At 29.9% G+C, this 1,331-nt stretch carries 1 protein-coding gene; it reads left to right on the top strand.

What is annotated here, in order from left to right; genetic code table 11:
* Positions 1-139 precede the first annotated feature (139 nt).
* Positions 140-1,072 (top strand): retropepsin-like aspartic protease, encoded by a 933-nt coding sequence (locus FT986_RS00005; protein ID WP_147863252.1) that lies wholly within the window; start codon positions 140-142, stop codon positions 1,070-1,072.
* Positions 1,073-1,331: the final 259 nt, after the last annotated feature.

Raw genomic sequence — 1,331 nt, 5'->3', positions numbered from 1 at the left:
ATTTGTACAACAAGAGCCGTGTGAGGGGAGACTTTCAAGCACGGTTCTGTGAGAGGCTTAGGGTGAAATTCCCTTTGCCTACTCGATTACAATCACGTTGGGCGTAAGCTAAAAAAACTGCATCTAAAGATTGAAAAATATGAAATTAACAAGAGCACTTATATACTTTATAACATTTATTTTAATTAATAGCTGTTCAACTAGTAAGGCCGTAAAATATCTTAAAGAAGGGAAAACATCTGAAGAAAACTTTAAAGTGACTTTACCTTTCCAGATAAAAAATGGATATATAATTGTACAAGCAAAAATAAAAGACAAGGATTATAATTTTATTTTAGACACAGGAACACCGAGTCTTGTATCAAAAAAACTTGCAAAAACTTTAAATTTGAAAGTTATTGATTCGGCAAAAGCTTCTGATGTTTTTAATGAAAAACAATCTAATGAATACACAAGAATAGAAACCATTAAAATTGGAAAATTAGATTTTGTTGGTACGGTAGCTTTAATAAATGACTTTAATTCTATACCAATATGGTCTACTTTAAATATTGATGGATTTATTGGAGCAAATTTAATGCAACACGCTATTTGGGATATTGATTTTGGCAAAAAACAAATTACAATAACTGATAATGAGTCAAAATTAAACTTACCCAAAGAAATTATTGAAAATAAGTTATTTATTGGTGTTGCAGGAGTACCTTCTATAGCTTGTAAAATAAACGGAAAAAAAGTTTGGAATTTTACTGTAGATTTTGGATATAACGGAGGGATTGTCATACCATTTACCGAATTTGAAAAGCAAATAGAAAATGGTCAAATTTCAGATTTCAAAAAATTTAAAACTCTCGCTACTGTTGGAATTTTTGGAGGTAAGGATGTAAAAAGGGAATCTTATAAAGGAACAATTAATGATATTGAATTCGGAAATACTATTCTAAAAAATGAAAAAGTATATTCAGAGCAATATTTGGGTAAAAGATTTGGTTCTGTTTTTTTTAGTAATTATCGTGTTATTCTAAATTGGAATAGTAAAAAAATAAAGTTGATAGAAACAAAATTGGAATAAAAGCCTACGCACAACACCGTATATAGCTCATAGCTAATTAGTTGCATAATCGAAGTTATGGCATATTTGCAAAGTCCGCCAAATTTTTTAATTTGGCTTATTGAGAAAAAAAGATAATAAGAAAATTAAAAAATCTGGCTTGTGCTTAATCCGAAAATAATCGCTAGTTAACACGCTACGAGCCATAGTGTGCCAAGAATCAACCATGGCAATAAAAGGGTTGAATGCTGTAAATAAGATGATGGTAGGTCCATCAGAG

Source organism: Mesonia sp. K4-1 (assembly GCF_008017825.1).
Lineage (GTDB): Bacteria > Bacteroidota > Bacteroidia > Flavobacteriales > Flavobacteriaceae > Mesonia.
The sequence above is the reverse complement of the archived record's forward strand: the minus strand, read 5'-3'. Positions and strand labels throughout refer to the sequence as shown.

Coding starts and splice junctions, on each gene's coding strand:
- FT986_RS00005 (WP_147863252.1), top strand. CDS start 140: ATGAAATTAACAAGAGCACTTATATACTTTATAACATTTATTTTAATT.